At 43.6% G+C, this 26738-nt stretch carries 24 protein-coding genes; 14 read left to right on the top strand and 10 right to left on the bottom strand.

Translation table 11 applies throughout. The features are described from left to right. Positions 1–251 precede the first annotated feature (251 nt). Positions 252–1049: an SDR family NAD(P)-dependent oxidoreductase gene (locus K5620_RS12065; protein ID WP_016403675.1), complete on the top strand. Its 798-nt coding sequence runs from the start codon at positions 252–254 to the stop codon at positions 1047–1049. A gap of 47 nt (positions 1050–1096) precedes the next feature. On the opposite strand, the gene mepA is transcribed toward K5620_RS12065, so the two are convergent. Then, on the bottom strand, positions 1097–1936 hold the full coding sequence (gene mepA / locus K5620_RS12060; protein WP_016403674.1) for a penicillin-insensitive murein endopeptidase: 840 nt from the start codon (positions 1934–1936) through the stop codon (positions 1097–1099). Positions 1937–2080: 144 nt separating this feature from the next. Between mepA and K5620_RS12055 the strand changes: the two genes are divergently transcribed. Beyond that, on the top strand, positions 2081–2611 hold the full coding sequence (locus K5620_RS12055) for a GNAT family N-acetyltransferase (RefSeq protein WP_016403673.1): 531 nt from the start codon (positions 2081–2083) through the stop codon (positions 2609–2611). Positions 2612–2757: 146 nt separating this feature from the next. Next, on the top strand, positions 2758–3780 hold the full coding sequence (locus K5620_RS12050; RefSeq protein WP_016403672.1) for a hypothetical protein: 1023 nt from the start codon (positions 2758–2760) through the stop codon (positions 3778–3780). Positions 3781–3864: 84 nt separating this feature from the next. Here K5620_RS12050 and K5620_RS12045 read toward each other — a convergent pair whose 3' ends face one another. Continuing rightward, complete coding sequence (locus tag K5620_RS12045; protein ID WP_016403671.1) at positions 3865–4794, bottom strand: polysaccharide lyase family 7 protein; 930 nt, start codon at positions 4792–4794, stop codon at positions 3865–3867. Positions 4795–5343: 549 nt separating this feature from the next. Here K5620_RS12045 and K5620_RS12040 point away from each other — a divergent pair. The 5 genes from K5620_RS12040 (at position 5344) to K5620_RS12020 (ending at position 10498) form a co-directional block, all read left to right on the top strand. Beyond that, the gene (locus tag K5620_RS12040) at positions 5344–6258 is read left to right on the top strand and encodes a dienelactone hydrolase family protein (RefSeq protein ID WP_016403670.1); all 915 of its coding nucleotides are present in this window, start codon (positions 5344–5346) and stop codon (positions 6256–6258) included. Positions 6259–6402: 144 nt separating this feature from the next. Beyond that, positions 6403–7443: a bifunctional transcriptional activator/DNA repair enzyme AdaA gene (locus K5620_RS12035; protein WP_016403669.1), complete on the top strand. Its 1041-nt coding sequence runs from the start codon at positions 6403–6405 to the stop codon at positions 7441–7443. 5 nt (positions 7444–7448) lie between these two features. Beyond that, positions 7449–7808, top strand: a complete 360-nt coding sequence (locus K5620_RS12030) for a luciferase domain-containing protein (protein ID WP_016403668.1) — start codon at positions 7449–7451, stop codon at positions 7806–7808. Between the two features lie 114 nt (positions 7809–7922). Continuing rightward, positions 7923–9788, top strand: coding sequence for a putative nucleotidyltransferase substrate binding domain-containing protein (locus K5620_RS12025; RefSeq protein ID WP_016403667.1), 1866 nt, complete (start codon positions 7923–7925; stop codon positions 9786–9788). A gap of 8 nt (positions 9789–9796) precedes the next feature. Beyond that, entirely contained in the window at positions 9797–10498 is a 702-nt protein-coding gene (locus tag K5620_RS12020; protein ID WP_016403666.1) for an exonuclease domain-containing protein, read from the top strand. 218 nt (positions 10499–10716) lie between these two features. Here the strand turns inward: K5620_RS12020 and K5620_RS12015 are convergent, their stop codons facing one another. Together K5620_RS12015 and K5620_RS12010 are read right to left on the bottom strand one after the other, a co-directional pair. After that, on the bottom strand, positions 10717–11265 hold the full coding sequence (locus K5620_RS12015; RefSeq protein WP_016403664.1) for an RICIN domain-containing protein: 549 nt from the start codon (positions 11263–11265) through the stop codon (positions 10717–10719). A gap of 523 nt (positions 11266–11788) precedes the next feature. Continuing rightward, a complete protein-coding gene (locus K5620_RS12010) occupies positions 11789–13564 on the bottom strand; it encodes a sodium:solute symporter family protein (RefSeq protein WP_016403663.1) in 1776 nt (591 codons plus the stop codon). A 476-nt stretch (positions 13565–14040) separates the two neighbouring features. Between K5620_RS12010 and K5620_RS21820 the strand changes: the two genes are divergently transcribed. Together K5620_RS21820 and K5620_RS12000 are read left to right on the top strand one after the other, a co-directional pair. Beyond that, positions 14041–14760, top strand: coding sequence for a FadR/GntR family transcriptional regulator (locus K5620_RS21820; RefSeq protein ID WP_221077367.1), 720 nt, complete (start codon positions 14041–14043; stop codon positions 14758–14760). A gap of 453 nt (positions 14761–15213) precedes the next feature. Continuing rightward, a complete protein-coding gene (locus tag K5620_RS12000; protein WP_016401903.1) occupies positions 15214–15984 on the top strand; it encodes an SDR family NAD(P)-dependent oxidoreductase in 771 nt (256 codons plus the stop codon). A 150-nt stretch (positions 15985–16134) separates the two neighbouring features. Here K5620_RS12000 and K5620_RS11995 read toward each other — a convergent pair whose 3' ends face one another. Genes K5620_RS11995 through imuA form a run of 4 tightly spaced genes read right to left on the bottom strand, consistent with a single transcriptional unit; the run spans position 16135 to position 21899 of the window. Further along, positions 16135–16770, bottom strand: a complete 636-nt coding sequence (locus K5620_RS11995) for a CDP-alcohol phosphatidyltransferase family protein (protein ID WP_016401902.1) — start codon at positions 16768–16770, stop codon at positions 16135–16137. A gap of 36 nt (positions 16771–16806) precedes the next feature. Beyond that, positions 16807–19863 (bottom strand): error-prone DNA polymerase, encoded by a 3057-nt coding sequence (locus K5620_RS11990; RefSeq protein ID WP_016401901.1) that lies wholly within the window; start codon positions 19861–19863, stop codon positions 16807–16809. Continuing rightward, positions 19863–21245, bottom strand: a complete 1383-nt coding sequence (locus K5620_RS11985; protein ID WP_016401900.1) for a Y-family DNA polymerase — start codon at positions 21243–21245, stop codon at positions 19863–19865. Before K5620_RS11985 ends, K5620_RS11990 begins: the two co-directional genes overlap by 1 nt. Before the next feature lie 27 nt (positions 21246–21272). Then, positions 21273–21899 carry a translesion DNA synthesis-associated protein ImuA gene (gene imuA / locus K5620_RS11980; RefSeq protein ID WP_016401899.1) on the bottom strand — a complete coding sequence of 209 codons (627 nt, stop codon included), beginning with the start codon at positions 21897–21899 and terminating at the stop codon, positions 21273–21275. A gap of 221 nt (positions 21900–22120) precedes the next feature. Here imuA and fbp point away from each other — a divergent pair, with 221 nt between their 5' ends. Further along, on the top strand, positions 22121–23131 hold the full coding sequence (gene fbp, locus K5620_RS11975) for a class 1 fructose-bisphosphatase (protein WP_016401898.1): 1011 nt from the start codon (positions 22121–22123) through the stop codon (positions 23129–23131). 2 nt (positions 23132–23133) lie between these two features. On the opposite strand, the gene K5620_RS11970 is transcribed toward fbp, so the two are convergent. Beyond that, on the bottom strand, positions 23134–23943 hold the full coding sequence (locus K5620_RS11970) for a DUF1853 family protein (RefSeq protein WP_016401897.1): 810 nt from the start codon (positions 23941–23943) through the stop codon (positions 23134–23136). A 136-nt stretch (positions 23944–24079) separates the two neighbouring features. Here K5620_RS11970 and K5620_RS11965 point away from each other — a divergent pair, with 136 nt between their 5' ends. The 3 genes from K5620_RS11965 (at position 24080) to K5620_RS11955 (ending at position 25365) form a co-directional block, all read left to right on the top strand. Next, on the top strand, positions 24080–24283 hold the full coding sequence (locus K5620_RS11965; RefSeq protein ID WP_016401896.1) for a DUF2517 family protein: 204 nt from the start codon (positions 24080–24082) through the stop codon (positions 24281–24283). A 66-nt stretch (positions 24284–24349) separates the two neighbouring features. Then, positions 24350–25102 (top strand): Nif3-like dinuclear metal center hexameric protein, encoded by a 753-nt coding sequence (locus K5620_RS11960; RefSeq protein ID WP_016401895.1) that lies wholly within the window; start codon positions 24350–24352, stop codon positions 25100–25102. A gap of 71 nt (positions 25103–25173) precedes the next feature. Continuing rightward, the gene (locus K5620_RS11955; protein ID WP_016401894.1) at positions 25174–25365 is read left to right on the top strand and encodes a bacterioferritin-associated ferredoxin; all 192 of its coding nucleotides are present in this window, start codon (positions 25174–25176) and stop codon (positions 25363–25365) included. 20 nt (positions 25366–25385) lie between these two features. Here K5620_RS11955 and K5620_RS11950 read toward each other — a convergent pair whose 3' ends face one another. After that, positions 25386–26738, bottom strand: a complete 1353-nt coding sequence (locus tag K5620_RS11950) for a hypothetical protein (protein ID WP_016401893.1) — start codon at positions 26736–26738, stop codon at positions 25386–25388.

Raw genomic sequence — 26738 nt, 5'->3', positions numbered from 1 at the left:
GGCGAGCACTTAGAAGCCTAGTGGGCTAAGCAAGAAGTGCTTAACAAAGAGTAAAGTTCGCTTATCCGAACCCTTCGGGCAGCATTTCTTAGCCATTTATTCCGCGTTAGCGAGTGATTATTAAGCCCACTTAACTGCACACTCACTGCCTTGCCTAAATGGCTAATAAGTTGCTGCAAAAACCATCAGCAAAGATCAACAGACCCTAATATTGATTATCTCAAAACCAACATTGATATCAGAGGATTACTATGACACTTAAGGGTAAAGTCGCCATTATTACTGGCGCGACAAAGATGAAAGGTTTAGGCCGTGCTATTGCACTTAAACTAGCTAAACAAGGCGCTAAAATTGCCTTAACTGGACGAACAAGTTCAGCAGAAGGTTTGCAGCAGGTAGTGGACGACCTTAAGGCGCAAGGCGCAGAGGCTATGGGGGTAATAGTAGACGTAGCCAACCAAGCCGAAGTTAATACTGCAGTACAGCGGGTCATTGACCATTACGGCAGCATAGACATATTAGTCAATAATGCCGGCATAGGTGCTGGCTCGCCAGTATTTCTAGAAAATAGTAACCGCGATTGGGATGCCAACTACGCGGTAAACGTAAAAGGCACTATGGCTATGTGCGCAGCGGTATTACCGCAAATGGAGCGTCAAGGCTCGGGTGCCGTTGTAAACATTGCTTCTTTAGCGGGCCTAGGCGCCTTGCAGGGCATGCCTTATCCTTATACCGCCACTAAGTTTGCCTTGGTCGGGGTAACTAAAGAGTTGGCTTTAGAATATGCCAACAAAGGTGTGCGAGTTAACGTGGTGTGCCCGGGCGCTATTGCAACCGATATGTTGCAGCAAGCTTATCAAGGAATTGCTGAAGCGGAAGGCATTAGCATCGAAGAAGCTGCAAAGTTAGAAAATTCGACTATTGCCATGGGGCGCCCAGCCGAGCCCAGTGAAATTGCCGATACCGTTTGTTATCTTGCCAGCCCAGCAGCCAGCTATGTGACTGGTGTTGCGATGCCAGTAGGTGGCGGAATGCTGCCTGGTTTGTAAACGACATTTAAGTTAAGACAGCAAGCCAAATAGTAGGCTTGCTAGTTTTATTGCTTTGCTTGCAAGCTCTTAATTAAGGGCTCGCAAGGAAGTGGTTTTGTTTTTAAAGGTTTAGGTTTCTGAGGTTTACTAAAAGTAGGTGTTTTGGCGAGCTGCTCTTTCCACCAGCTTAGTTCATCGCAACCGTGGCCCTTTGCTATTGGCTTTTGATTGTTACATTGTGTATCGCCCGTTGGGCAAACTAGACGCACGTGCATATGAGAGCTATGCCCCCACCAAGGACGTATTTTTTGCAGCCAGTCATCACCAGTTTCGCGTGCATCACACAGTTGTTGTTTAATGATTGGGTTAATAAAAATACGCGCAACTCGCTCGTCTTGAGCAGCGACTTTTAGCATGGTTTTATGCTCGTCTTTCCAAGTGTTTTTATTGATGATCAAATTTTTCTTGTCTACCACACTTACCGCATAAGGGCTGGCTAGTTGTTTGGTTACCAGTAAGTCGTCTTCTAGTCGTAACCAAATGTCCACGTCTAAGCCAATTTGGTGGCTACTATGCCCATAGTTGAATTGGCCTCCTCTTGGCATCGACATATCTGCTATCAAAATATTGTTAATGCCTTGGCTGCGCAGTTGTTTGGCGTAATCACTAATGAATGCGATAAGGCTTGGGTGGCCATAAAAGCGATGACGTTGGGCGCGAATAACTTGATAGCCTTCGCCAGCTAAGGGAAGCGCTTTTGCTCCGGCAAGGCAGCCATTGGCGTAGCTACCAATTGCAGCAGCTGGGGCTTGGTAGGTGCTGGTGGCCTGTTCCCACGGGTTGTATTGGGCTTGTGCCGTGCAGCAAGAAGCTAGTAACACCAGTGTGGCAGATAAACTCTTCATTCCTTTCGGCTCTCCCTATAGCGTCCAATTGCTAGTGTAGTCGCCTTTGCCAGTGGTTTCAGTTACATTTAATCGCAGTATGCTGCTGAATGCGTTTCGCCTAACAAACGCTTGGCACCATTTATAGGTAGGAAATTGAGGGCGGTGAAAGTGTATTCTGAATCGATCTTTACTACTGAACGATTGAAGGTAAGCAAGCTTTACCATAAGCATGCTATCAAACAAGAAACTTGCTTGTTACCTCGTATTGTTGAACTGCTAAGGCCAGCAGTTGTAGAGGCGTTGCCGCCATATTTTCAACAGATAAACAATGAAAAGGACGCCTTGCGCTGGTTAAACACGGTGTGTTCAGAAAGCCAGCTGTTTGCCGTTTCGTTTAAAGACCAAGCGCTACTTATAGGCTTTTTGTTTGTACATGAACAAAGCAAAAGCACCGTTCACATTGGCTATTTATTGGGAGAGGCTTACTGGCGACAAGGCATTGCCAGTGAATTGTTAAGTGGATTTATCGATTGGGCAAAACAGCATACATCTTACCACTGCTTAGTCGCAGGTTTGGATGGCGACAATCAAGCTTCAAAGCGCTTATTGCTTAAATTGGGGTTTAGCTTGCAGGCAACTAGCGATGCCAATACACAAATATATCATTACAATTTCCATCTTGATTTAGCCTAAGATCTGGCGGTTTGCCCTTATACCACCCGAATTCAGTAAAAAGCTTCAAAGTTTAATATATGCAGTATTCTAGCGACAATAATACTGAGCTTTGGTGTAGGCTAAGATGCTGTATTTTATATCTTTTGCTGCTATTGGTCGCCCTCATGTTTAAATTCTCTATTGCTGTTCTATTCGCTCTTGCGGTGTTTGTCTCTCCAACACTGCACGCAAAAACTTTGCTTAAACCAGAGGCTGACAGCTACTTCTCAATTACCGGAGGTAGTGGTATTACGCACTTAGATGATGGCGCAAGCGATGAGCAAAAGAAGCAACAGTTTCGCTCCTTTGATATTCGTTTCGCTCAGCACTTTCATAAAAATTGGCGGGTAGACTTAATTCATGCCAACGAAGGGCATCCTTATAATCATCATCGAGATGGTTTTTCCGCACATGCCACTTATGTATACGTTCCAACGGACTGGTTTCGTTTAGAGCTTGGCGCTGGGCCGTACATGTCATTTGACACCACTATTGATGAAACGGGATTGGAGTTAAACGAAAAACGCCTAGGGGCGATGAGTACTCTAGCGTTTATCTATCCTTTAAAACGCTTTAGTGAAAGCGCTCACTTACGTTTGCAATTAAATAGCTACCTTATGGCTGCACGACCTAATGGCAACTCGCTGTTGATTGGAGTGGGCTGGGATATTGATAACTCCGATTATCAGCGTAAGGAAACACGTTACCAATGGTTTGATGATGCTTGGGTGTCGATTATTAATACTAAAATTAATCATGGTGGGCCAGAAACAAAGGTTGGATACAGCTTTGATTTGGCAAAACGCTTTCATAATAATTTGGCTTTATCGCTGGGCTACATCGACGAAGGGGGCTACAACGGCGCCACCGACCGCAGCGGTATTTCAACGCAGCTATGGAAGGTGATTCCTTTAGGCAAGCGTTTCGAAGGACGAATGGGTGGTGGAGGTTATTTTGTGCTTGATAAAGTTGAGCATACTAGTGCCTACGACTTAAAAGGAATTATTAGCTTTGGGGCTAACTATTATCCTAGCTGGTCATTTTTTGAAGATGGCTACTTAGGTGTAAGCATTAGCCGAGTGATTGATCGAAAGGGTCACCAAGATGATGCTGATCTATTCCGCTTTAGCGTTGGTAAACGCTTTTAGTGACAAAAGGTGGGCTGTTTAGGTGGTACAAAAAAACGCGTTGAAGCTTGTTTCAACGCGTTTTTAGTTTTGGTTAGTTCGTCACTACTTAGCAGAGCCGTGGTTTACATCTAAGCTGTAGAAGGTTGCTTGAACATAGTCCTCTGGGTTGCCAGAACGGTTTTGGTTATAAACACCAGCTTTAAAATACATCCACTGATCTTTCAAGCCGTAGCCTGAGTTCTGCATATCAACCTTTTGTACAACGTCAGCCTTACCTTCGCGGCTAATCGTTACAGTCATGTCAGAGCCATTAATATCAATCTCGTAGGAGAATTTTTCACCTAAGGCGATACCATCATTGTATGACTTTGGAATATCTTTATCTTTTTGCTTCCAGTAATTTGGCTTAGTTGGACCAATCATTGGAAAAATTATGTCGTCTCCACCATTTGGCTCATGACTAATCCATACCGAACCCGTTTCATGGTTAGGCAGTTTGCGGTAGTAGATTTTAACTGGCTCATCATCTGGGGCATGAATTTGGCCAATAATTACTCGACCTTGTTGCCAAATTTCACCGGTAGAGGTGACGTGATCGACAGATAAGGTCGCTTTTAAGTTACCGTCTACACCCGCCGCATTTTTCAATGAGTCAGCCGACTCGTTATGACTAAATACCCAGTTGTTGCCATTAACGCCTTTTGTTTTATGGCTAGTATCACCACAGCGCATCATTTCACGAAGCTCCGAGCGAACATACTTGGTATTTTTAGAGGTTTTAATGCCTTGAATCGGTGAGCGAAAAACCACACCATCTTTGGCTTCGTTTACGTAGAAGTAATCTTCATGCATTGCGCCTTTAGCAATCTCTTTCTCGCTAAACTCTGTAGGGCGGTCACCATTGTCCAAAGACACTGGTAAGGTTACTTTCCAACAAGATAGATCTAATACTTCTGCTGGCGTAGTCGTGGCCGCAGATAGGCTGGTGCTTAGCGCGCCAAGCATCATAACAACAAGAGTTTTTATTTTCATTCGCTTACCTATAGCTTGCTTTTTGAGTTATTGTACTACAATAATCTTATGATGCTTCTCAAAAACAGAAGGTCAATTAGCGCGTTAATTATTTGAGACATCAAACTGGATTAGGCCCGATTTTAAGCTCTTAAATGTGGGCGGCTACAAAGTAATTAGCTTGTTGAGAGGCGATAAAAATAGCGCTGATCTTAAATTGGCACTATGCCGTTTTTATAAGCTGAGCCTGTAAGTCCCCTTGAAGTTCGCTGTTGTACACCGCAATGAGAGAGCCAAGTGTGAACGAACAGAGGTGAACTAAGAGAGCTATGCAAGTTAGGAATATTACTTGTGTGGAGTGGCTAGGTGGGTTACTAAATATATAGCAACTAAGACATTTTCAGTATTGTCATGGGTTTAGACCATGAAGTTTACTGATGATGCTCATGTAGCTAATCTGTTTGTTATGCTTAGTCAGTTTAGTTAAGGGCTGAAAAACTCAGCCAAGTGAGTTCAAGACAATTTATTTGGTCTAAAGTCATTCATTAAGGTAAAGGTAAGGAGCTAGATATGGACTCATCGAAAACGGACGCGCTACCAACTCAACAAACCTATTCTATTCCTCAAGAAGCATTTGATTGGTATGACGAATATGCACACGGACTTATTGACCGCCGAACGTTTTTAGCTCGTTTGTCTAAATTGGCGGCAGTTGGCTTTTCAATGGCGGTGTTATCGTCGGCTTTACTTCCTAATTACGCTCTGGCTGAGCAAGTGTCGTTTAACGATCCTGATATTAAAGCAAGCTTCGCAACTTTTGCTTCCCCCCAGGGTTACGGTGAGGGTAGAGGGTATCTTGTTATGCCCGCAAATTTAGAGGGCAAAGCACCCGTAGTATTGGTTATTCACGAAAACCGAGGGCTTAATCCTTATGTGAAAGACGTGGCAAGGCGTTTAGCTAAACAAGGCTTTATTGCCTTTGCCCCGGACGCGTTATACAGCTTAGGCGGATACCCTGGGAATGATGATGAAGGGCGCAGCATGCAGAAGTCATTAGACCGCAGCAAAATTGAACAGGACTTTTTAGCTGCTGCTCAGTTTCTAAAAAAACATGATGCAAGCAGCGGTAAACTTGGCGCGGTGGGTTTTTGCTTTGGAGGTTATGTAGTAAATATGCTCGCAGCGCGAATGGGTAGCGAGCTTGACGCTGGCGTGCCATTTTATGGGACGCCGGCGGCCAAAGAGCTTAGAGCCAACATCAAAGCACCATTACAAATTCAATTAGCAGAACTTGATAAGCGGGTTAACGCAACGTGGCCCGAGTATGAGCAAGACTTATTGGCCAATAAGGTTGATTTTGAAATGCACATGTACGCAAAAGCTAACCATGGATTCCATAATGACTCTACTGGCCGCTATGATGAAGAGAATGCAGAACTGGCGTGGAACAGAACTATTGCATTTTTTGAACAGCATTTAGCCTAGCTATCTCTCTGTTGTTTAGGGTTAGTTTTCACCACGTGAAGCTAGCCCTACTCGTTAGCTAAAAATACTTGTTCAGTTTTCGGTAGCGCTGCTCAGCAAACTTGCTAATGTAGTTCCAAGTCTGTTCTATGTAGTGAAAAGTTTATGAAAGCACTAAGTTTTCAGCAAAAGTATCAAGCTATGAGTCGCAAAGATGCTCAGTATGAAGGGGCCTTTTATACCGCGGTTAAAACCACCGGCATTTTCTGTCGGCCTAGCTGTAGGGCGCGTAAACCTAAAATTGAAAATGTGGTTTTCTACGACACCGTGCAAGAAGCATTGCAGCACGGTTATCGCGCATGCAAGGTGTGTAAACCGATGCAGCCACTGGATGCTGCACCTTTGGGTATTAAGCAGTTATTGGACGACCTTCAACAAGACAACTTCACTCGAATTCAAGATGGTGACTTACGTGAGCGAGGCTTAGATCCCGCGCAGGTGCGCCGTTGGTTTAAGAAACATCATGGGATTACCTTTCACGCGTACCAGCGGATGTTGCGGATTAACTCAGCTTTTAGCCAAATTCAGCAAGGCGATAGTGTAAGCAATAGCGCCTTTGATAGCGGTTATGAGTCTTTGAGTGGCTTTAACGATAGCTATAAAAAAGTATTTGGCGGAGCGCCTAGTGAACAAAACAAAGCGGTTATCAACATTGTTCGTTTCACCACGCCCATTGGGCCAATGTATGCCTGCGCCACTGATAAAGGGCTTTGTTTATTGGAGTTTACCGATAGACGCATGCTAGAAACCGAGTTTGCCGATCTTACCAAGCGATTAAAAGCGGTGATTTTGCCAGGAGATAATCCGCACTTAGACCAAGTTCAACAGGAAATTGCAGAGTATTTTGCGGGAAGCCGCAAACAGTTTGACGTGGCGCTAGACACCCCAAGCACCGAGTTTAGACAAAAAGTTTGGCAAGGCTTAATGGATATTCCTTACGCCGAAACGCGCAGTTACGGCCAACAAGCCGAATATCTTCAAATTCCTAATGCCGTGCGAGCTGTGGCATCGGCAAATGGGCAAAATCGCATTAGTATCATTATTCCCTGTCATCGGGTAGTTGGCGCTAATGGTCAATTAACCGGTTATGGTGGGGGGATTCATCGCAAAGATTGGCTGTTAAAACATGAGCAGGCAAATCGCTAAATCTTTTGGTTTTACTGGTAGAAGGAAGGCGCTTTATCACGCAGCAATCAAGCTTAAAACAACAGTTGCACCATTGGTTAGAAGCTCAACAAGGCGTGAGTAGCGTGTTTTGGCCAAATGATAAAGGCGGCTTTTATGGCTTTCGCTATAAAGAATGTGAGTTTGCTCATTTTCATCAATCTGATGAACTTGATCTAAAGCTAGGCAAAAACACCATTGCTAAGTTGGGTTTGGAGCGGCCGGTTCGCTCGCTTGTCCACCCCAAACGCAGCGCAGGATCTGCATGGATAGAGCTAGCATTTAGTGATTCGCAAGATCTAGAAAAGATAAAGGACTTGGTGAAGCTGACAATATCTCAGCTATAGTTGCTCTAGGCCGCGAGTTATAAGCGGTTAATATCTCGACATATTGAAGTTAGCTCATAGTATTTCCGCAAAATAGCAATATAATACTACTATTGCTGATTATAGGTTATCACCATGCCGCAAACCCTACTGCCAAATATTATTGAGTTCCTCTCGCAAATTTATCCCTTTAATTTGTTGCCACCTAAATTGCAGCGTCAAATAGGGGAGTCGGTGCAAATTACCTATTTGGCGCGTGGCGAAAAAATCAACTTTGGCAGCGAGAAGCAAGAGTGTTTTTTGTACATTATTCGCACTGGCGCAATGGAGCAGCGTAAACCCAATGGTGTTTTACGCTCAAAGTTAGGTGAGGAAGATTTATTTGGTTTTACTTTTTTAGCGCCACTTAAAGATGCATTAGACGGTTACAGTGCTACGGCGATAGAAAACACCTTGTTATACATGGTGCCACACAGCCAACTCACTCAGTTACTAGAAGAACATCCAGAATATGCAGATAGCTTTGCCTCTAAAGCGCGAGTGCGTTTGCAGTCGGCGCTTAATGTGGTGTGGTCAGACAATGAAAAAGGTTTGTTTTTCAAAAAAGTCTCAGAAGTTGCTAGCGGTACGGTGGCAGTTGTTACTGGTGACATGTCTATTCAAGCGGTGGCTAAAGAAATGCGCGAGCAATGCCGTTCATCAACCGCTGTAATCAAACAAAATGGGGTGATTAGTGGCTTAATTACCGACCGAGATATGACCAAGCGAGTAATTGCAGAGGGCTACGACATAAGCTGCCCCATCAGCGAGGTGATGACGACACCCGCCATTACCACCAAACCTAACGACCTTATTCTTACTGCTGCTTCGTTAATGATGGAGCACAATATTCGCAGTTTACCGGTAGTTGAAAACAATCAGGTACTTGGCTTGCTTACTACCTCGCACCTAGTGCAAAAGCATCGGGTACAAGCAATTTTCCTTATTGAAAAGATCAAATACACCGAAAGCATAGAAGGTCTAGCTAAGCTCACTCCCGAGCGACAAGCTATTTTTGAAGCTTTAGTGGAAGGCAAAGTAAGGGTGGAAGTAATCGGCCGCGTAATGGCGATGATTATGGATGCTTACAATCGCCGGCTTATTCAAATGGCTGAGCAAAAGCTTGGCAAACCGCCTTGTGCGTATACCTGGGTGGTGGCTGGCTCGCATGCCCGAAACGAAGTGCACATGCTCTCTGATCAAGACAGCGCAATTATTTTGCCAGAAAGCGTGAGTAAATCAGACAAAATCTACTTTACTCACTTAGCCATGTACGTGTGCAATGCGATGGATAGCTGCGGATACCCGTTGTGTAGTGGCAAGTTTATGGCAGCTACGCCTAAGTGGTGTCAGCCAATTAATGTGTGGAAAGAGTATTACCGTAAGTGGGTTTCTAACCCAGAATACAGCATGCTACTTAACGCTACGGTATTTATGGAAGTGCGTTGTATTCATGGTGACGGCAGCTTGTCTGAGCAATTGCAGCAGTATTTGTACAGTTTGCTAAATAACAATAAAACCTTTTTAAACTCCTTAGTGACAGACTCGGTTTCGGTAAACCCACCGCTGGGTATCTTTAATAATTTGGTGCTAGAAAAAGGCGGAGAACACAGCGAAATGCTCGATATTAAAAAGTACGCTTTGTTACTGATTGTCGATTTAGGCCGAATTTATGGCTTGGCGGTAAACTGTGATGATACTGGCACCGAGCAACGCTTTAACCAAGCGGCCAAGCAGCATATTTTAAGTGATGATGCCCTTAAAGATGTGTTAGGTGCTTACCGCTTTATTACCCAGTTACGTTTTCGCCATCAACTAAAAGCCTTAAAAGAAGGGCAACAGCCCGACAACTACATCGCACCTAAAAGTTTTGGTAACTTTGAGCGTGAACACTTAAAAGATGCCTTTAGAATTATTGGTAATCTGCAAGATGCAGCCAAGCTGCGTTTTAGTGAGAAGTAATTTTAGCTATGTTTAAGCGTTTTAAACCCATAGCAAAACTGACTAAACAGCGCAGTAAGGCTTTAGCTTCTACACAGTTACCAAAGCAGCTCATTGAGCTTCTAAAGTCTGAACTACCTAAAGAAAATGAGCTAATAAAAGACCTAGAGTTTTTAGCCTTTGATATAGAAACCACTGGTTTAGACCCCAGCACAGATCAAATCTTAAGCATTGGTTTTGTGCCAATGAAAAAACTGCGGATCAACGTGCAGGATGCAGAGCATTATTTCGTAAATAGCGGCACCCAGGTAAAAGCCGAAACCGCCGTTATTAATCAAATAGTGCCAGAGATGTTAGAGCAGGGCATTAGCCTAGATGCGGCAATGGATAAGCTATTCAAAGCTATGCACAACAAAGTTTTATTGGTTCACGGTCGCTGCGTGGAGCAACAATTTATAGAAGCGTATTTGCAGCAGCGTTATCAAGATAGCCACTTCCCAGTGTTATGGATTGATACCTTAAGCATCGAAAAGTCTTTGCTAGCGAATGTAAATCGTCAAAAAACGGGAGATTATCGTTTAGCAGCAGTACGTAAACGCTATGGGCTGCCAGAATACCCTGGGCATAATGCACTGGCAGATGCAGTAGCCACCGCTGAATTATTACTTGCTCAAAGCAAACGTGTTTATGCGCAAACCCCACAAGTGATAAGTGCTTTAGTTAAGAACTAAGTTAGTTGCCGGAATACAGTTTGAGCGTTAATGGATGTCCCATTGGTCATCTCATCGGCATTACAAAGCTAAGGCTTGATAATTCTTGTGGTAACTCCGCGTTAAGTGGTGAGCAAGGCCACCACTCAGGCTAAGCTTTTGACTTTAAAAAGCTCAGGCTAAACTAAGATCGCTAGGTGATGGGAATTACTGTTGAATATGTTGTTGTTTTAAATCGATTATAAAGGCTTAATTGTCCAAACTTGATATTCATTTTTGCTTTCATCACACAGCTCGAGAGAGAGTGGTCGCATAATATGCACAGGAGAACCTCCACGCCCTTCTTTAATGTTATCTCCATCAACTGTTACACATAAGCGAGAGTCTGTGTTGAGAACGATCTGACCATCATCATTCAGTGAAAATTTTTGGTTTTCAGAAGAGTTACATTCCTGCAATTCAATCGATGCATTCAGCTCAAGTGAGGAAGCCGACATACAAACATCATAGTAAGGAATTCGAAACACGCCTTTCGAAATGAGCGATATATCAAAGCCTTGGTCTTCTGAAATCTCGCCCGTGTAGTTATAACAAGTATGTGCTTGTAACCCTTTGTCTAAGGGCGCATTTGCCCCTTTACCACCAGCAATGTCTAAGCAATAGCCGCGAGCCTCTTCTAAGTTTGACACCAACATAATTTCAGCGACATTCTCATCAGCAGAAGATTGAGCTAAAAATGGAGTAACCGTTAGTAAAGCCGCGCTTATGGTTAACAAGCTTGCTTTCATAGCTTTCCTCTACAAATGATTGAAATCAAAATTTATTATAGTAAACGTTTTGAAAATGATACTGATTCTTTGGTCGCTGGTGGCGCGACGAAATGCGAATAACGCTGTAGCATGATACTGAAAGTGAAACCGGTAAGTGTTTAGAAGTACTGTTAACGCTTGTATGTAAATTTGTTGACTCAGTGGATGGGATCGTTGTGGAAATGAACTCTTCAAATAACTCTAAATGCCTGACTATTGCCAGCAGAAAATGGCTTGTAGAGCTGCTTTAAATCACGCCATTACTAGGTTTTGTATCCCTTTTTGTTGGTGTGCAGCAGGCAATTTAGCTTCGAGTAAAGGTAATTGTTACAAATAAAAAGCTAAGCACTTTGTGCTTAGCTTTTTTGTTTATCTACCTAAAAGAAGAGGGCTTAAAGCCGGTTTTTTTGTTGGAGGCTAAAAGCAAAAAGGCAGTGTTTAGGCCAACACCCTAAACACTGCAAAAGAAGGAATGGTCAGTTCCTTGTTGCTACAGGTCTTACTAAGACTCGGTTTCTACAGCTTGGCTAAGAGGTGGCTTCTTATTGCTGGTGTTTGCTTTAATAAGCAGTACACCCACCGCAAGAATAATGGCACCACAAAGGATGAACACTAAACGGTCACCAAGGCTGTTTGGAAGAACAACTAACAACATTACAAAGGCACCCGCTGCTGCGATTAATTTGCCTAACATGCTACGTTGTTTGTTATCTAACACTTCTTGTTCGGCAGATTCGTTAACTAATGGCGTGTGCAAGTTGTTGAAGAATTTATCTACGTCTTTTGAACGCTCTTCACTCAAACCTTTGTAGAACAGTTGAGACATTACAAAGAAGCCGCCAGTTAAAGTAATGTGACCGATTAGGGCAATTGCTACTTTAAGATCTTTCCATTCGCGGTTAGTAAGCTCTTGTTCTAAGCCAAACAGGTCTTGAATATGCTGCGGTCCGATTACAAAACCTACGATGTAAGACACACCAGCACCAACAAGTAAGGTACCCCAGCCAGCCCAATCAGGCGTTTTCTTGATAAAGAAGCCTAGGAAAGCAGGAATCGTCATTGGGAAACCTAGCATTGCACCAGCAAACATCATCGCATCAAATAAACTCAAACCTTTTAATGAGTTAATGAATAGGGCGAAGAGAATAATAAGAATACCAAATACCGTAGAGGTGATTTTAGATACTGCTACTAGTTCTTTTTCTGAAGCATGTGGGCGTAGTACTGGTTCGTAGAAGTTTTTAACAAAGATACCAGAGTTACGGTTTAGGCCAGAGTCCATAGAGCTCATGGTGGCAGCAAACATTGCGGCAATAAGCAGACCCACCATACCGGCTGGCATGTATAGTTCAACAAAGGCTAGGTAAGCGGCATCAGCGGCTTTACTGCCCATTTCTGGGTGCATAGCGGCTAAGTCAACGCCTTGACCTGCTAAGAACCATGGTGGAATAAACCAGATAACAGGACCTAAGGTCATTAAACAACAAGCTAGTAAAGCAGCTTTTTTAGCGTTCTTTGAATCTTTAGCCGCAAGGTAGCGGTAAGAGTTAAGCATGTTATTGGTAATGCTAAACTGCTTAACAAAGATGAAGAATGCCCAAATAGTTAAGATGCTTACGTAGTTAAGGTTGTCACCGATAACAAAGTCACGAGGGAACTCATCTAGAATATTACCAACACCACCGGAGTGAATAATGGCGACAATACAACAGGTTACGGTTACTGCCATAATCACAACCATTTGCATAAAGTCGGATGCGATAACAGCCCAAGAGCCACCGGTAACAGACATGATTAGAACGACAAGACCGGTTAATACAATGGTCCAAGTCATATCAAAACCAAAGATACCAGAAGCGATAATGGCTAAGCCGTTTAACCAGATACCCGCAGATACCACACTGTTAGGCATACCCGACCAAGTAAATACTTGCTCGTTATACTTACCAAAACGCATGCGAATTGCTTGGATAACCGTTACTACGCGCAGTTGGCGGAACTTAGGAGCGAAGTAGGCGTAGTTCATGAAGTAACCAAAGGCGTTGGCTACGAAGATAATGGCAACGGCAAGACCGTCGTTATAGGCTTTACCTGCTGCGCCGGTAAAAGTCCAAGCGCTAAATTGGGTCATAAAGGCGGTTGCACCTACCATCCACCAGAGCATTTTACCGCCCCCACGAAAGTAGTCGCTGGTATTATTGGTAAATGTTCTGAACATCCAGCCAATGGCGATCAAAAAGCAAAAGTAAATGAGTACAATCAGGACGTTTAAATCCATTTCTGTTATTCCTCTTCCATAGTAGATGCGCTTACCTTAACAAGCAATATGGCATTATTGTATGACATATAGGTCTAACTGCGATTCCGATCTCACTTTTATATGTAATCCAGTTGAAAACGTTATCTGGATCCCATCAAATTACTCTCAAATGATAGTTCGAATATTAGGGGAGGGGATTTCGAATAATCGAAATGTAACAAAATACCAATTTGGTGGCTGCAATCCATCTCACAATTTGTAATACATTTATTGTTCGATAAATAGTCAAGTGTCGGTAATTGGCGACAGTTTTTGGCTGTTTTTAGCCTAGGGTGTATTGAAAAAAGTACAGTAATATCAAAACACTATCGTTATTCGGGTAGTGTAAATTTTTAAATCTGTTAACGTAGGCATACATTAGTCGGGCAGCATCGAAATTGCTGCACTAAATTAATATGAATGGATGAATTCATAGGATAGTAAAAAGGACACCTATGGCTAACGAATTTGCAATGATTGAAGGCGCTTCGCGCAGTTTACACTTACAAGTAGCAAGGGAGATTGCCAAAAGTATTTTGTCTGGCGCGCTTCCTCAAGACAGTATTATTCCATCGGAGATGGAATTGTGTGAACAATTCGGCGTAAGCAGAACTGCTTTGCGTGAAGCAATTAAGCACTTAAGCTCAAAAGGCTTGCTGGAATCTCGCCCTAAAATTGGTACACGAGTTAAAAGTCGTGAACATTGGAATATGTTAGATTCTCAACTGTTAAGTTGGATGTCTGGTGTGGGCGAAACAAGCGATACACTCACCGAGTTTTTAGCCTTGCGTCGTGCTATTGAGCCAGAAGCTGCAGCGTTAGCTGCTATTAATGCCAGTGCTGAACAGCGGATGAAATTGTCTGAGTATTATCAGCGTATGGTTGAAATCGCCAAGAGTGAAGACCAAAGTGAATGGGTAGAAACAGATCTGCAGTTTCACCGTACAGTATACTTAGCCACTGGCAACAGCTTTTATATTCCTTTTGCTAATGTATTGCAGGTGATGTTCATTGGGTTTTTCCAGCATTCTTCTAAAGAAGGCGGAACTTGTATGTCAGAGCATACTGCTATTTACCAAGCAATTATGGCTGGCGACCCGGAAAAGGCCCGCGAAGCAAACTTGGCATTGCTTAATAATAGCAACCACCGATTGCCAGAAGAAAATGTAGCTTAAGGTCAAAAAATATAAAAAAAGCCTCGCAGTGCGAGGCTTTTTTGTGCCTATCGATAAATTTCATGTATTACAAAAGAAAAGGTTTTTTAGGTGGAGTTAGAGTTGAATGCCTAATCATCCACTTGTTTTTGGCTTAATTCATCTTATCTATTTAGCTATTTTTTAGCGCCTATATTTCGCAGTTTTTGCTGACCATTTATTTACAACTTTCCATTTAAATTTGAGATCTTATATAAACTACTGAATAAGTTGGTTATTTATTCGGTTTGGTAAGTTTGATCCACTTTGCTTTGTGGGTTTTTGTAGTACTTTTACCGGTGTTTGTATTCAAGCCTTTTTGCTTAGGTAACTTACCTAAGGTTCCAGTGTGTAACTCTGTTAAAGCGGTCAACTTCGGTAACTTGTCGTTATTCAAGGCGGCATAGAGCTGCACAAACGATAAGAGGTGAGAAGATGAATCAACTATTTAATTTAGACGGTAAAGTAGCGGTAATTACCGGTGGCACTTCTGGTATTGGTGCAGCAGCAGCCGAGCGTATGGCAAAAGCGGGTGCAACAGTAGTGATTGCCGGGCGAAAAAATGCTATCGAATTTGCGGAACGTATTGGCGGTATTTTTGTAAAAACTGATGTATCTGATGAGAACTCCGTTCGCAACTTAATGGCTGTCGCCAATGATTTATGCGGGAAAATCGACATCGTTGTTAATTGCGCTGGGGTTAATCGCGGCTACAACACTTTGCTTGAGTCTGAAAAAGAAGACTTTGATTTCAATTTTAATGTGAACACCATGGGTGTGGTATATGGCATCAAACACGCCACTCAGTACATGAGCCAGGGCGGCAGCATTGTAAATGTTGCCTCTGCCGCGGGTGTGCAAGGCGTGCCTTACTTAGCCCCTTATGTAAGTTCTAAGTGGGCAGTATTGGGGATTACTAAAACCGCAGCCTTGGAATTAGGTGAGCAAAATATTCGGGTGAATGCCATTTGCCCAACGTCGGTGGATACACCAATGGCGCGAGCTGAAGGTGGTGAGCCTCAACTACGCATGGAGCATAAAGCAGTGCCGTTGGGTCGTATTGCCGAGCCGGAAGAGGTTGCAGCCATCATTCACTTTTTAGCCGCTCCCGACTGTGCCTTTGTTAACGGACAAACGATAGGGGTAGATGGTGGCTTTACCGCAGGTATGAGTATTAATGCCTATAACAGCCTAGCTGCAGAGTAGTGTTGCGCTAAGGCTTAGCGCAGTGATTCGCGTTGTTAAGTTACATAAACCGCTAAGTGTTTGGTGAACGATAATTTCTGCCTGTTATTGTTTTGACGCTTAGTTTGGCAAGTTGCCACCGGTAATACAGAGTATTACCGGTTTTTTTGTTTACGCAGCGGTGTTGTTAGTGCCGCCATTGTCGGTAAATGTGGCTTTAGCTGCCAGTATTCGAGTTACCGTGGTAATGCTGCATAAAGCAGCAAATATAAATGCCAACTTAGCAAAGTACTGCGGGAACAAACAAAATAGTACAAAGGTGGCGATAGTTTCTGTACCTTCCGTCAAGCCACCTAAATAATACAAAGACTTATGCGGATACACGGTGTTATTAATGTTGCGTTTAGCGGCCATAATTGCAAAGGTTAAGAAGCTTGAACCGGTGCCCATAAAGGTCCAAATAAGTACATTGGCCGCAACGGCATTTTGCTCGGGAGCTGCTAGCGCAAAACCTAACACAATGCCGGAGTAAAAAATAAAGTCGCAAACAATGTCGAGGTAGCCGCCAAAATCACTGCAACCTTGTCGGCGCGCTAATGCGCCATCTAAGCCATCAAAAGTCCGGTTGAGTAAAATAAGCGCCAAGGCAACATGGTATTGCTGAAAAGCGAGAAAAGGGATGGCGCTTAAACCAATAAAAAAACCAATAAGGGTAATTTGATTGGCGCTTAAACCGGCATTATCGAGTTGTTTCGCGCTGTAATCTAATGGTGCTTTTATAATTTTTATGGCGTAACGGTCTAACATTGTTGTCCTATTTGCTGTTGTTTATCTATCGCATGCTTAGCGAAAGTCTCGCGAGCGTACCGATAAATCGGCGAGTAACCACGAACAGTCTTCAAGCTTCCCTGCAATAATATGTATCACTTCATCGCAGCGTTCTAATCGTCCGTGTACTTTTAGAAGACGAGAAGAAATAAGAGCTTGGCGCTGCGCTTTAGCCGTTGCTGACCAGACTATCACATTGCTGTTGCCCGTTTCATCTTCTAAGGTGACGAAGGTGACATCGGCTGAAGAACCTGGCCGTTGTCGACCCACTACTAAACCTGCCACCTTAACTAACTGACCGTGTTTACAGTGATGCAATTGCGCTTGTGAGTAACAATTTTTTAATGCTTGGTGTTCACGTAATAAATGCAGTGGATGTCGGCGCAAACTAACCCCAGTTGCGTGGTAGTCTTGGCGAATATCTTCTATTTCACTAGGTGCAGTTAAGTTTACCGGTGCTTCTTTGGGCATAGCAAATAGCGGTAAGGGGGCCTCGGTACCGCTCATTTGCCAGCGGGTTTGGTGGCGATGCCCAGCTAAACAGGCAAAAGCGTCGGCAGTGGCTAAAGACTCTAAGCTGGTTTTGTCGAGTTGCTGGGTTAATTCACTGAGTTGGTTAAAACCTTGGCTTGGTCGATTTGCTAATAAGCGAGCAAACTTTTGTTTGTTTAGTCCTTTTACTTGTTTTAATCCTAATCTAATTGCGCCCTTAGGATCTTGGCTGTAGTCGAGGCTATGTTCCCAATCGCTTTGGTTAATGTCGATGGGCAGAATACTCACCCCGTGGCGTTGTATATCTTGAATTAATTGACTAGGGCTATAAAAGCCCATGGGTTGGCTATTAAGCAGTGCGCAGCAAAATGCCGCTGGCTCATGGCATTTAAGCCAAGATGAAATGTAAACCAATAAGGCGAAACTGGCTGAATGAGACTCGGGAAAGCCGTATTCACCAAAACCTTGAATTTGCGAAAATAAACGCTCAGCAAATGCGACAGGGTAGCCGCGCTGTTGCATGCCGTTGATGAGTTTATCGCGAAAGTAGGCTAGCTTGCCGTTGCGCTTCCAAGTGGCCATAGCGCGACGCAGTTGGTCTGCTTCGCCGCCACTAAATCCTGCTGCTACCATGGCTAACTTAATTACTTGTTCTTGAAAAATTGGCACGCCAAGGGTGCGCGCTAATACGGCTTCTACTTCTGGGCTAGGGTAATCTACCGGCTCTTCGCCATTACGTCGGCGCAAGTAAGGGTGCACCATGTCGCCTTGAATTGGGCCGGGGCGAACAATCGCCACTTCTATCACTAGATCATAATAGTTGCGTGGTTTTAGCCGTGGCAACATGCTCATTTGTGCGCGAGATTCAACCTGGAAAATGCCCACACTGTCGCCTTTGCATAACATGTCGTAAGTGGCGCTATCATCTTGTGGAATATCGCTAAGGCTAATGGTGCGTTGTTCTCGTTGGCTTAAGCTGGCAAGGCAGCGGCGAATGGCGCTTAACATTCCCAAAGCCAGTACATCTACTTTCATTAAATGTAGTGCTTCTAAGTCATCTTTATCCCACTGGATGATAGTGCGATCGGCCATGGCGGCATTTTCTATGGGGACTAAGTCACACAGCTTGTCTTGGGCAATAACAAAACCGCCCACATGTTGTGACAAGTGACGAGGAAAGCCGCGTAGTTGTTCCACTAGTTCAGCAAAATTGCGTGCATTGGCTTCTGGCAATAGGCCAGCTTGAACAATTTTTTGGCTGGTTGAGTTACTGCCATCACGCCAATCAATATTGTGGTTAAGGCCATGTAGTATATGCGCAGGAATAGCTAAGGCTTTGCCTATTTCGTTAATTGCACTGCGGGTGCGGTAGGTGACAATACTGGCAGCTAAAGCAGCGCGGTCACGGCCGTATTTTTGATAAATGTATTGAATGACTTCTTCGCGGCGCTGGTGTTCAAAATCGACATCGATATCTGGTGGTTCATTACGTTCTTTAGAAATAAAGCGCTCAAACAGTAAACCTACTTGGCTGGGGTTAACTTCGGTAATATGCAAGCAATAACACACCACTGAGTTGGCGGCAGAGCCTCGCCCTTGGCAGAGAATGTTTTGCTGTCGTGCGTAGGCCACAATATCGTAAATAGTGAGAAAGTAGTGTTCGTAATTTAGCTCGCTAATTAAGCTCAACTCATGTTCGATTTGTGCTCGTAGTTCAGCAGAAAGCTGCTCACCAAAACGCTGTTGTATGCCTGTTTCAACAAGTTCTCGCAGATATTGCTGGGCGCTGTAACCCGCCGGTACATTGTCTTTAGGATATTGGTAGCGGATCTCATTAAGACTAAAACAACATTGCGCAGCAAGTTGAGTGCTAAGGGCTAATTCGTCACTAGAGTAGCGCTGTTGCAAATGAGGCCACTGTAATAGGCGACGTTCGGCATTACTGCTTAATAAAAAACCGGCTTGCTGCACTGTGCTGTGTTGGCGAATAGCGTCAAGAATGTCGGCTAAGCGCTTTCTATTAGCCAAGTGCATGCGTGGGTTAATGGATGCAAGGCAGGGTATTGCGTGTTGCTTGGCTAATTGCCGATAGCTATTTAGCACTTTAGTGGGTTGAGATAAGTCGTTATGTAACAGTAAATAGAGGTTTTGAGATAATTGCTGCAGCTGTTTAAGGTGTATTGCTTGTAGCGCAGGAGTGGCTTTAACCAAGAGTAAGCATTGGTTAAGTCGTTGATCAAATTGTTGTAGTGTGACTTGATAACTGCCTTTTTTACTGTGCTTTCTTGCTTGAGTAATAAAGCGACAAAGTTGCTGATAACCTTTAATATTTTTAGCCAGAACCACCAATTGGCATTGTTCATCGGTGGTGAACTGGCTACCTACAATAAGCTTAATGGCCAATGGTTCGGCGGCTTGATGAGCTCGAACAACTCCACTTAATGAGCATTCATCAGTAATGGCAATGGCTTGATAGCCGTAACGATGGGCTTGCTCTACCATTTCTTCTGGGTGTGAAGCGCCGTATAAAAAACTAAAATTACTCTGGGCATTAAGCTCGGCGAAAAGTGTGTTATTCATTAGGCAAACCAGCCGTGCAGGTACCACTGTTTTTTTTCTTGGCATACCCAAGCCAGACCTTGATTGGGACTTTGCGCCATGTAGTAATCTCGGTTAATGCTTTGTTCATCCCACCACCCGCTAGCGATGCGTTCGGGCTCAGAGAGTAGGGTGTAATGTTCAATATTGATGGGTTTTAGCTGCGGCAGTAACCAGCAAGGGCGAGCAAACTGTTTAGGGTAATTAAGTGTCTCATGCCGAGACAAAGGCTGGTATTGGCTGGCGAATTCGGGGCGAAAATCTGCTTGGCAGCTTAAGCGGCTAATTGCTTGCTCGCCCAAACGCACACTTAATTGGTCAAACAGCAAGCTATCACCAATGGGTTGCTGTTGTTCAAACAAACCGGTGATTTGGTGACCAAGGGGATAAAGAGCTTGGCAATCTAGGCTAAACTCAATCACCGCAGCTGCTAGGCGAGTAGATTCTAACTTTAAGCGAAATAGTGCTAGCCAATCTTGGCTGGTTTGTAATAAACGAGCACTTTTTAAGATAATTTGTTCGCTGGGTTTATCTCTAAAATTTAAGTGCAGGACCAATATATTGCTGCAAAGCTGGTGTTGTCTTAACCACTGCTGAAAATGCTGGCAAGCCTGTTTCAGTGAAAACATTAAACCTTGAATTGTGTGGGTTTCGGCTAATAAAGGAAAACGTTGCTGGTAATGGGCTTGTGCTGTGATGAAGCGTAGTGGAGTCGTTAATCGCCCATTAGCTTGATCGAGTAACGCTAGGCTATCTTCGCCTAAACGTTTACGCAGCTCTGGCCGAGGTAAACCATTAAGCTGTTTAATGGTATATAAGCCCATCGCTTGTAAAGCCGTGATTTGGTGAGAGGGTAAGTCGCTAAAGTTCAGTGGTAAATCTGCTAGCTGAGTAATTCCCGATCCTGCTTGCTTAATATCTTGTGATCGAGCTAACCAGCGGGCAGCTATCGCGCTATGGGCATGGGCAATACGAAAGTTAAGCTGTTGTTGCTGGTAGTGTTGTACCAACTTAGACACATGCTGCTCTGGTTTAGGGTAAATGGTATGCATACCGGCACCACTTATATATAAGCCATTATCGGGGTGAGTGGCGACTTGAGCGCAATAGTGCAAAGCCTGTTGAGCTAAACCCATAAAGTAAGCATCGCAAGATAAATCGCTTTGTTGGTATAAGCAGAGCTGAGGTGCCAGCTGATAAGCCGTATTGAGTGAGCAGCCTAAATACACCCCCAAATTATGTGCAACTTGGTTTAACTGAATAATTTGTTTGTTGTGGTGTATTGCCAAGGCCTGCTGGCTAGGGTGCTCGCGTTGTAGTAGGTCCAACGCGAGCTGGGGAAAATCAAGGTAAATCCAATACATGTTGCACTTGCATAAAAGGCATCGGCATTAATTAAGTCGTGGAATGTGTTGCTCATAGAGCGGGGCGCCACCACGACGTTTTAGCAGATGGTAGTTAATGTGTTCTGGTGACTTGCTAGGGTGCAAGGCCATTCTTACGCTGGCGCTAGAGCTTTGCTGTTGTTGCTGTAGCGGTCTAAATAAATAACTTAAGCAATCTCCTTGTTCTGCTGCTAACTGCAAGCGGCGGCTGGCTTTTAAATCTAAGCCGTCTAACCAGCCTAATACTGCGCTACAAGAGCCACTTTTTAATGCTTGCTCAATGGTCCACAGGGCATCGCTACACTGCTCAGGTCGAATAACAATGACTTTACTAATATCTACGCCGTGTTGTTGTAGTGCAGGGGCATTAGGCATAAATGGTGGTGCAACCCAAATAATCCAGCGTGATTGTTGACTAAGCTTAGCTAGAGCAGGAAGCAATAATTGTAACTCGCCAATGCCATGTTTTTCGTACAGCACCTCGGTGATGCCGCCCTGTGGCCAACCATGGTTAGGTAGTTGTTGGTCGAGTTGTGCAAAGCCACTTGAATGAACGTCAAGATGACTGTGTTGCCATTGGCTGCCTTGCCATACCTTGTTGCTTTGTAGCAGTTGTTCAATTTGTTGTGCCATTGTTCGCTCCATGCTCTAAGTCAATGTCGAAGTTTAACTGTTTTTTTATACAGTGTATGAATATACAGTATTCTTTGTTTGGAGATTTTGCAAATGTTTTTTTTGCTTTATATGTATGACAATTAAACTGATGTGCTAGTAATTTTTCGTAAATACTTGCAAAATAACATTGAAGGCTGAAAAGGTTTTCATAGGAAGCGTGCTAATAAATAGGGATTAAAATGATAACTCTTGGTGAATACATAATAGAAAAACAACACCAGTTTCCCGATGCCACAGGGGAGCTTACTCAGCTATTAGGGGCTATTCGTTTAGCCGCTAAAGTAGTTAACCGTGAGATCAACAAAGCAGGGTTAGTTGATATTATCGGCGCTACTGGCGTAGAAAATGTGCAAGGAGAAGTGCAACAAAAATTAGATTTATATGCGAACGAGAAATTTAAAGCGGCGCTTGAAGCGCGTGGTGAGGTCTGTGGCGTAGCCTCTGAAGAAGAAGATGAGTTTGTTAGTTTTGACAGTGCTCGTTCTATCGACAGTAAATACGTTGTGCTAATGGATCCTTTAGATGGTTCCTCAAATATTGACGTAAATGTGTCGGTTGGGACCATTTTCTCAATTTATAAGCGTATCAGCCCTTGTGGTGCGCCAGCAGTATTAGAGGACTTTTTGCAACCGGGTCATCGCCAAGTTGCTGCAGGATATGTGGTATATGGTTCATCGACGATGCTGGTATATACCACAGGTCATGGGGTACATGGTTTTACCTGTGATCCATCGTTAGGCGTGTTTTACCTTTCTCATGAGAATATGACCATTCCTGATGACGGGGTAATTTACTCAATCAATGAAGGTAATTACCTTAAGTTTCCAACTGGGGTTAAGAAGTACTTAAAGTACTGCCAAGAAATTGAACCAGAAACCAATCGACCTTATACCTCGCGTTACATTGGATCTTTGGTGTCTGACTTTCACCGCAACTTGCTAAAAGGCGGAATTTACATCTACCCCTCAACGGCTTCTGCACCTAAAGGGAAGTTACGTTTATTGTATGAATGTAATCCGATGGCCTTTTTGATTGAGCAAGCAGGGGGCAAGGCCAGTGATGGCTTTACTCGTATTATGGATATTGAACCAGAAGAGCTGCATCAGCGGGTTCCCTTCTTCTGTGGCAGTAAACATATGGTTGAAACCGTTGAAGAGATGATGCGAGAGTATTCATCTGAAGAACAGTAAAACTAGCTCTTAATATTGTTTGCCCTGGTGAGCCAATCATCAGGGCAAACAAAGATACGCTTTTCCTGCTGCTTTGCTTGCTCTGGTAAGTAGAGTTGTACAGGGCCTCGTGAAACATCTACTACATTACCTGCTTTGCTTAGTGGATAAGTGTTAGGGCTAAGCCATTGCTGCTTAGCTAATATATACCACCCTTGAGCTTGCATTGCCTGCCATTGAGTTAGGCTATACCAATGCAAATTTTGTGGAGTGGGGTGGCTATCATTGCCTAATCTAAACAAATACCCGGGCAACACAATGCGCTGTTTAAAAGAGTAGTTAGCATAGTTTTTGGCTAATGCTTGGATCTGTGGGTGTTTACCTAAAGGGATTTGCTTGAGCAGTAATTTGCTGAGTTTATTGCTTAGTCTGTCTTGTTGATTGGGCCCCAAGTAATCAGAAGCGCAAGGTGAAGCATTACGTGCTAGGTAAAACTTCACCGCTAGCTCCCAGTGCTCTATTTGTTGCTGCTGATGGTTTACCAGCAAAAAATCGATAGCGCCTTGGGTTCGCCCATGTTGTTGCACAGCGACATTATCGGCGAGTAGCTGCCATTCTGGGTGTGCTTCAATTAAGCTCCGCCACAATTGCTCAAAATATAAACCTAAGCGAGAGTTAGCCTGTGGCTCAGCTATATGGGGTAAATGCTCCTTAAGCGTCCATTGCCACTGTTGCTGCCAGGTAGAGTCAACCATAAAAGGCAGGGCATGAGGCAGCAAAGCCGGCGCGTTTAAACACCAGTGCAGATCATTTTCCCATGCTTTTTTATTCACAAATGTTGCCCTTTTGTTATTAATTTACACTTATTTAAATATTTTGCTTTTTATTTCGACTGTTTTACCGGTTTTTGTAGTTTTATTACCAAATGTTAGCTACCATTTGGTGGTCTAACCAGTTGAGGTGTTCGAAATGAGTAAGCAATTTTCTACCAGCATTATCATCGTTCGTCGTATCGCACTATTTTTAGTGGGTTTGGTTTCTTTCCCTTTTGTTGCCCTTGCTGGCCTAAGAGCGCCTTTCTATAGCGCATTACACCGCCAGTGGATTAAGCGCAATGATCGTCCAAGTTGGATGCAGCAAGCTGACAAAATTAACCAGTTTGTTTTGTTCTAATCTATAAGGCTTGTTTAAAGCTGGGTCTGCTACTTACAATGTGCCAAACCATTGTGAGTTAATGTAATGAAAAATACCCGATTAGAAAACATATTAAACCAGCACTTAGAAAGCTTTAAGTTTAAAGACTACTGTCCCAATGGCTTACAAGTAGAAGGTCGTGCAGAGGTTAAGCGAGTTGTTACTGGTGTTACAGCTTGCCAAGCTTTAATTGACCAAGCCATTGAGCATAAAGCCGACGCTATCTTGGTTCATCACGGCTTCTTTTGGAAAAACGAAGCTGCAGTGGTTACCGGTATGAAGCGTCGTCGCCTGCAAGCGCTGTTAAACCACGATATTAACCTTTATGGCTACCACTTACCCTTAGATGTACATCCTGAGCTTGGTAATAACGCACAGCTCGCTAAGCGCCTTGGCATTACTTTGAAGCGCGGCTTGGAAGCGTGGGATCCGCGTAGCGTAGCCATGGTAGGTAAGTTAGAAGAGCCACTTTCCGGTGAAGAGTTTGCCAAACGTATCGAGCAGGTGCTGCAACGTAAACCTTTGCACATTGCTAATGGCCATAGTATTCAAAAAGTAGGTATTTGCACTGGTGGTGGTCAATCCTATCTTGGTTTGGCTGCTGAGCAGGGCTTAGATGCATTTATTAGCGGCGAAATCTCTGAAAACACCGTACATACTGCGCGTGAGATGGGCATTGATTACTTTGCCGCTGGCCACCACGCTACCGAACGTTACGGCGCGCAGGCACTAGGGGAGTGGCTGGCAGAAACTCATGACCTAGATGTTACCTTTATTGATGTAGATAATCCGGTATAAGCCTAAAAAGATATTGCGAATGATAATAGTTCGCAATATAATTGCTTTATTGTGATTGATGAGGTGAAGCAATGTTTGTATGTTTATGCCACGGCATTACTGATAAGCAAATTAAAGAAGCAGTACAACAGGGCTGTGAAAACTTAGCTGATGTACGCAAAAAGAATGGCGTTGCTTCTGAGTGTGGAAAATGTGCCAGAATGGCAAAAACCATCATTGATAAAGAATTATCTATTACACCTAAGTACTACGAAGTAGCCTAGTAAGCATTTGCTTAGGCTACTTAATCCGCTTCATCGCGGTGAATTAACAAATCAAATCCTTTATCCCGCCAATATTGAATAAGCTCAGGCTGCACGCCTAATATCGCTAACGACACCTGTTTCTCTAAACAGCGCTGCTTTATGGTTTGCCAATATCCACGATTGTCATTATTTACGTTGAGCAAAATCCACATATCCAAAGAAATCACTAGCACATCAATTAAGTCCAACACTGTGGGATTGTTTATTAGTTGAGCCACTAAGTTGGGTTGCCAAGCTAGTTGTACGTTTTGTTGTTTAATACGCACTAAGCTAGTTAGATTTTCCATGGGCAGCTCAGGGCTAAACACCAACATCATTTCTGAGTAATGATCGGCTATTTGCGTTAGCGTCAAATTACGGTGATTCAGCTCTTGCTTAAAGTGGTGCCAATATACTGCATTAACAGGGGCATTAAACTGTTCATCTTGTTCAATGCTTGTTGGCCAATCCCAGTAGCCAACTAAGCTGTTGTCTGTCGTTGCATGAATCAGATACTGGCTATGTTTAGTGGCATGACTAAGCTGATTTAACTTGTGGCGATATAAGCGGAAAAATTGACGGCTCAAGTAGCCTATTTGGGTTTTGAATTGCCCAACTGTGATCGACGTATATAGGTTTAAACCGTAATGCTTTGCCAGCAAAATTATGCTGTTTTTCAGTTTAGATTGCTCTTGAAAAACCAGTATTAAGCCAGGGCGGTGCAAGATAGCCGCAAGACGCTCTATGGTATCAATGATATGTGGATCATCATCGTATACTGCCAGCATCACTAAGTTAGCCTGTTGGAGTTGCTGAGCAATACCTTGCTGCTGCGGCTGCCAATATTCACAAAAGCTAAAACCTAACTCTTGCACTTGTTGCCGCAATGGTTCGGTAGGTCGAGGGTTATATAAGTAAACGAACTTATTGTTAGCCCATTGTTGGTACTGTTGGTTAATGCTGTCGCCCCAATGAGCAAACTGTTCATCTAACTCTTGCTGGCTATAGCAGTAGATAAAATCGGGTAAGTCAAATGACATTGCGGGCATTTCACCTATCAAAAATACCGAGATCTGCGATTGCTCTTCAAGTAAATCAGCAAGTAAAGCTAGCTGCTCACTGTTTAATTTGGCACAGTTTAAAACAATCGCGTCAAACTCATTGGATTGCTGAAGCTGCAGCTGTAATTCATCAACTTGTTGGACAGAAATGTGTTCAATGGGGGAGGTGTTACAAATAGGCGTTTGTTGAAACCACAATACTCGAAGTAATTTTGAAGAGGCAGGGGCTGAGCTTGGCGCTAATAGAAGCGCCAATTCTTCGTCATTTAAAGCAAATGACCCTGCCGTCAT

This window comes from Agarivorans albus (assembly GCF_019670105.1).
Lineage (GTDB): Bacteria > Pseudomonadota > Gammaproteobacteria > Enterobacterales > Celerinatantimonadaceae > Agarivorans > Agarivorans albus.
The sequence above is the reverse complement of the archived record's forward strand: the minus strand, read 5'-3'. Positions and strand labels throughout refer to the sequence as shown.

Bases quoted from the DNA above. Each gene is read 5' to 3' on its own strand.
- K5620_RS12065 (WP_016403675.1), top strand. From the start codon at position 252: ATGACACTTAAGGGTAAAGTCGCCATTATTACTGGCGCGACAAAGATG.
- mepA (WP_016403674.1), bottom strand. From the start codon at position 1,936: ATGAAGAGTTTATCTGCCACACTGGTGTTACTAGCTTCTTGCTGCACG.
- K5620_RS12050 (WP_016403672.1), top strand. From the start codon at position 2,758: ATGTTTAAATTCTCTATTGCTGTTCTATTCGCTCTTGCGGTGTTTGTC.
- K5620_RS12045 (WP_016403671.1), bottom strand. From the start codon at position 4,794: ATGAAAATAAAAACTCTTGTTGTTATGATGCTTGGCGCGCTAAGCACC.
- K5620_RS12040 (WP_016403670.1), top strand. From the start codon at position 5,344: ATGGACTCATCGAAAACGGACGCGCTACCAACTCAACAAACCTATTCT.
- K5620_RS12035 (WP_016403669.1), top strand. From the start codon at position 6,403: ATGAAAGCACTAAGTTTTCAGCAAAAGTATCAAGCTATGAGTCGCAAA.
- K5620_RS12025 (WP_016403667.1), top strand. From the start codon at position 7,923: ATGCCGCAAACCCTACTGCCAAATATTATTGAGTTCCTCTCGCAAATT.
- K5620_RS12020 (WP_016403666.1), top strand. From the start codon at position 9,797: ATGTTTAAGCGTTTTAAACCCATAGCAAAACTGACTAAACAGCGCAGT.
- K5620_RS12015 (WP_016403664.1), bottom strand. From the start codon at position 11,265: ATGAAAGCAAGCTTGTTAACCATAAGCGCGGCTTTACTAACGGTTACT.
- K5620_RS12010 (WP_016403663.1), bottom strand. From the start codon at position 13,564: ATGGATTTAAACGTCCTGATTGTACTCATTTACTTTTGCTTTTTGATC.
- K5620_RS21820 (WP_221077367.1), top strand. From the start codon at position 14,041: ATGGCTAACGAATTTGCAATGATTGAAGGCGCTTCGCGCAGTTTACAC.
- K5620_RS12000 (WP_016401903.1), top strand. From the start codon at position 15,214: ATGAATCAACTATTTAATTTAGACGGTAAAGTAGCGGTAATTACCGGT.
- K5620_RS11995 (WP_016401902.1), bottom strand. From the start codon at position 16,770: ATGTTAGACCGTTACGCCATAAAAATTATAAAAGCACCATTAGATTAC.
- K5620_RS11990 (WP_016401901.1), bottom strand. From the start codon at position 19,863: ATGAATAACACACTTTTCGCCGAGCTTAATGCCCAGAGTAATTTTAGT.
- K5620_RS11985 (WP_016401900.1), bottom strand. From the start codon at position 21,245: ATGTATTGGATTTACCTTGATTTTCCCCAGCTCGCGTTGGACCTACTA.
- imuA (WP_016401899.1), bottom strand. From the start codon at position 21,899: ATGGCACAACAAATTGAACAACTGCTACAAAGCAACAAGGTATGGCAA.
- fbp (WP_016401898.1), top strand. From the start codon at position 22,121: ATGATAACTCTTGGTGAATACATAATAGAAAAACAACACCAGTTTCCC.
- K5620_RS11965 (WP_016401896.1), top strand. From the start codon at position 24,080: ATGAGTAAGCAATTTTCTACCAGCATTATCATCGTTCGTCGTATCGCA.
- K5620_RS11960 (WP_016401895.1), top strand. From the start codon at position 24,350: ATGAAAAATACCCGATTAGAAAACATATTAAACCAGCACTTAGAAAGC.
- K5620_RS11955 (WP_016401894.1), top strand. From the start codon at position 25,174: ATGTTTGTATGTTTATGCCACGGCATTACTGATAAGCAAATTAAAGAA.
- K5620_RS11950 (WP_016401893.1), bottom strand. From the start codon at position 26,738: ATGACGGCAGGGTCATTTGCTTTAAATGACGAAGAATTGGCGCTTCTA.